This is a genomic window from Nocardia elegans NBRC 108235 (assembly GCF_001612845.1).
Lineage (GTDB): Bacteria > Actinomycetota > Actinomycetes > Mycobacteriales > Mycobacteriaceae > Nocardia > Nocardia nova.
Window position 1 is genome coordinate 1 of record NZ_BDBF01000101.1, and the last position, 3,768, is coordinate 3,768.

The following is a 3,768-nucleotide window of genomic DNA, read 5'->3' on the forward strand; positions in this document are numbered from 1 at the left end:
GCCCCGCCCCAGGTCGCGCCCAGCCCCGCACCGAGGCCGAGGCCCGCGCCGGCCTCGATTCCGGTTTCACCACCGAGCGCGGCCCCGGCGCCCAGGTTGGCCTCGCTGATCGCACCCGCTTCGCCGGCCAGGCCGCCCGCGAGCCCACCGCTGCCGCCGGCCGCCGCGCCGAGACCACCGCCGGCCGCCGCGCCGCCACCGGCCGCCACGATGGCGGCAAGCTGCGAGCCGCCCGTGACCAGGGCGGATTCCGCGACCATCGGCGCCACGGCGGCGATATCCTCCGGCGTCACCGCCTCGAGTCCGGCCGCGCACAGCGATTCGGTCGGGTTGGTGCAGTAACCGACGGCGGCCTCGTGGTCGCGCAACAGGTTGAGGATGAATTCGAGAATGGCGTTGGGGGTCATCGCAGATCGTCTCCTGGATCGGCGGACCATCGTCGATCCGCAGCAGTCGAATTGCCTTTCACGCTAAGAAGCCCCGGCGTTACGCGAAACGGGGCGAATCCCCTGATTTCCGTATCGGCCCCGATAGGGGAATCCGGCGCATTAGGGGACTTTCCCCAAAGCTTCCGGATCAGCGGTAACGGCGGCCCCCCGGCAACCGACAGTGGGATAGATCGTGACGACCGCAAATATTCGTGACGACCGCAAATACCAACGACAGGGGTTCTCGAATGACTCAGGGCCTGACGCTCGGCATCACGGTCGGGTCGTCGCGCACAGTCGCCGCGACCGGCTCCACTTCCGCGAGCGCCGACCCGGAAAATGTCTCTGTTCACATTCGTCGCCACCGTTTCGGATCGGCGCCCGAATTGTCGGAGAATCTATTGTCCCGCGTGGGCGATCCGGTCGATATTCTCCTGCCCGACGGCTCCTCGGTCGCAGCCGCCGATCTGGTGGCCGAAACGATCTCCCAGGTCGTCGCCGATTTCGATCCGGATTCCGTGGTCGCGACCGTACCGGCGTGGTGGCCCGCACACATCGTCGAGGCACAGCGCCGCGCACTCGATCGCGCCGGCGCCGAAGCGGTGGTACTGGTCGCGGAACCGCTCGCCGCGCTCCGTCGGCTCGAGGCGAGCACTCCCTTCCCACCCGACACCCCCGTCGTGATCTACGACTCCGGCGCCACCGGCACCACGGTGTCGGTCGTGGGTTCGGGCCCGCACTCGGGGCTGCTGGGCGAACCGGTTCGCTCCACCGAGGTCTCCGGCGCGGAATTCGATCTGCTGACGATGCGCTACGTGCTGGCAAATGCATTGGGAGAAACGGATTTCGACCCGTTCGACCCGGTTGTCGAGCGCGAATTGTCGATACTGCGAAACCGTTGCGCCGATGCGAAACACCGGCTTTCGACCGAGACCGCCACGATGGTTCCGGTCCGCCTGGCCGGTATCGCGCGCGATGTGCGCCTGGTGCGTGACGATGTGGAGGATCTGTTCCGCGGACCGCTCACGGATTCGCTGAACCTCGTGCACGAGGCGGTGCGGCGCGCGGGAGTGGGCATAGACCAGGTCGGCCGGATCCTGCTCACCGGCGGCGGCGCATCCATCGGCCTGCTCACCGAACTGATCTCCGGCGAGTTCGCGATCCCGATCGCCCCGGTCGCCGATCCCGGTTCGCTCAGCGCCCGGGGAGCGACGTTGCTCGCGGCGGACCTGTACACCGACGCGCAGCATCACGCCGCGGCCCTGGCCGTACCCGATCTCGCGCTCGATTCGACCGAGCCGCAAGCTCTTTCCGACGACGCCACGACCACGGCCCTGCCGGCGATCGGCGACCGGACCGTCGTCGAACCGCCCCCCGCCGATACCGCCCCGCCGGCCGGAACCAGCCGGTGGCGCCGCTTCGCCTTCATCGCCGGCGCCGCGATCGCCGTGGGCGCGGTGGCCACCGGCACCCTGGCCCTGGGCACCGCGGGAAGTCCGTCGAATTCGTCGCCCGCTCCCGCCGCGGCGACGTCCGCGGCTCATGCGGTGACCTCGGCGGGTGTCGCCCCGGCCGGCGCCACCGACCCCGCGCATCCGACGGCCGGGAGCCCGGTGACGGCCGCGAACAACACCGGCACCACCCGCGCCGGCACGGCCGCCGCCGAGAACTCGGCGGGTGCCCCGGCCCCGGGCACGGCCGCGCCGAATTCCGCCGACCCGAACTCCCCGGCCCCGAATTCACCGGCCCCCGCCTCCGCCGCGGCCCCGGACACGCCGGCGCAGAACTCCCCGGCACCCAATTCCCCTGCCCCGCAGGCACCCCCGCAGACGCCCGTCCAGACGCCGTCCGCCCCCTCGGTGCCCTCCCAGCCCACCACTCCGAGCTCTCCCGGTGGTTCGCTGGGAAATACGCTGGGCAACACGCTGAACGACGGTCTCGACCAGACAGGCAACACCCTCGGCACGGTGCTGCAGGCACCGGGCAAGGTGCTGCCCCACGAAGGCAACTGAGGATCGGTGACAGTGGTCGGCAACCTCGCGGTGGCATACGGCGCCCTTCCGGGCGCGCGGGAGATTCTTCGGGAATTGGATTCGGACTCCCCGGATCCGCTCGTCTACCTGATTCGGGGACGGTGCGGCACCGGGAAGTCCACGCTGCTCGCCGCGGTCCGAAATCGCCTGCGGCGCAGCGGTATCGGCTGCTTCGACGATGTGAGCGCGACCACCACCCCGCCCGATACCCGCGCCGCCGTGGTCGTCGACGACGCCCACACCCTGGACCAGCTACAGCTGGAAAAGCTGTGCGCCGCCGTGGAATCGGATTCGCGCACGATCATCGTCGCGACCCGGCCGCAACCGCACGACAGCGCCCTGCGCGCGCTGGCGGACGCGGTGTCGCGACGCGGCCGGGTGATCGAACTCCGGCCGCTGGGCACCGCCGATATCGCTCCGTTCGCCCGCGAATTGGGAATGACCGTGCCGCGCCCGGTCGCCGACCACATTCACCGGCACACCGGCGGCATCCCGGGTGGTGTGGTGGCCGCGCTCTCCGCCGCCTGCGCCACCCGGCTCGAGGGTGGCATCGAGGCCGTCGACCAGGCCGTAACCAGCTGGGCGCGAGCCCTTCTCGACGATACCGAACCGCAACTGCTCGAGGTGCTGACGGTCGCCACCACCGGCGCCGGCCTCGATCCGAGTGAGCTGGCGGAGGTGCTCGGCACCGACGAGACGACGGCGGTCGGGCTCGTCGACCGGGCCCGCGCCGGGGCCCTGATCACCGATGCCGACCTGTTGCTGGGTCCCGCGATCGAACCGTTGCGCACCCTGGTCGGCGAACGCCGGTTCGTCTCGATTCAGCGCCGCCTGCTCACCGCCCGCCTCGAGGCCGGGCTGCTGCGCGACCACACGGCCTTGCAGCTCGCCGAATCCGGGGTCCGCGACGATCGGCTGGCCGAATTCCTGCGCGCCGCAGCCGAAAACGCGGGCAGCGACGCGAGCCGGTACTACACCGCCGCCGTGGCCAGCGGGTACGACGCACAGCGGATCGCCATCCCGCGCGCCACCGCGGCCGCCCTCGGCGGTGACGACGAATCCGCGCTGCGCTTGGCCGAACCCGTACTCGCGCGCAGCGACGCGCCACCCGCGGAACTCGCCGCCGCCGTGCGGATCTGCGCGAGCGTCCATGCCCGCCGGGGACTGATCGGCCGGGCGGTGCAGCTGTACGCCTGGCTCGGCACCGCCCGCACCGGCGCCGACTGGGCGACCGCCGCGGCGGTGTTCCACCTCGCCGGAGCGGTCGGCGACGCGCAAGCGGTGTCGGGTTCGGCGGCGCAGTGGCC

General features: G+C 71.4%; 2 protein-coding genes and 1 pseudogene. 2 read left to right on the forward strand and 1 reads right to left on the reverse strand.

Going from position 1 to position 3,768, the window contains the following annotated elements:
* A partial coding sequence (locus NE2_RS34310; protein WP_218018726.1) for an IniB N-terminal domain-containing protein occupies positions 1 to 407 on the reverse strand: 407 nt, incomplete at its 3' end.
* Between the two features lie 431 nt (positions 408 to 838).
* On the opposite strand from NE2_RS34310, the gene NE2_RS34315 reads away from it, so the two are divergent.
* Together NE2_RS34315 and NE2_RS34320 are read left to right on the forward strand one after the other, a co-directional pair.
* A complete protein-coding gene (locus NE2_RS34315) occupies positions 839 to 2,440 on the forward strand; it encodes an Hsp70 family protein (protein WP_167356828.1) in 1,602 nt (533 codons plus the stop codon).
* 6 nt (positions 2,441 to 2,446) lie between these two features.
* Positions 2,447 to 3,768 (forward strand): annotated as a pseudogene (locus NE2_RS34320) (LuxR C-terminal-related transcriptional regulator); the annotation flags it as partial.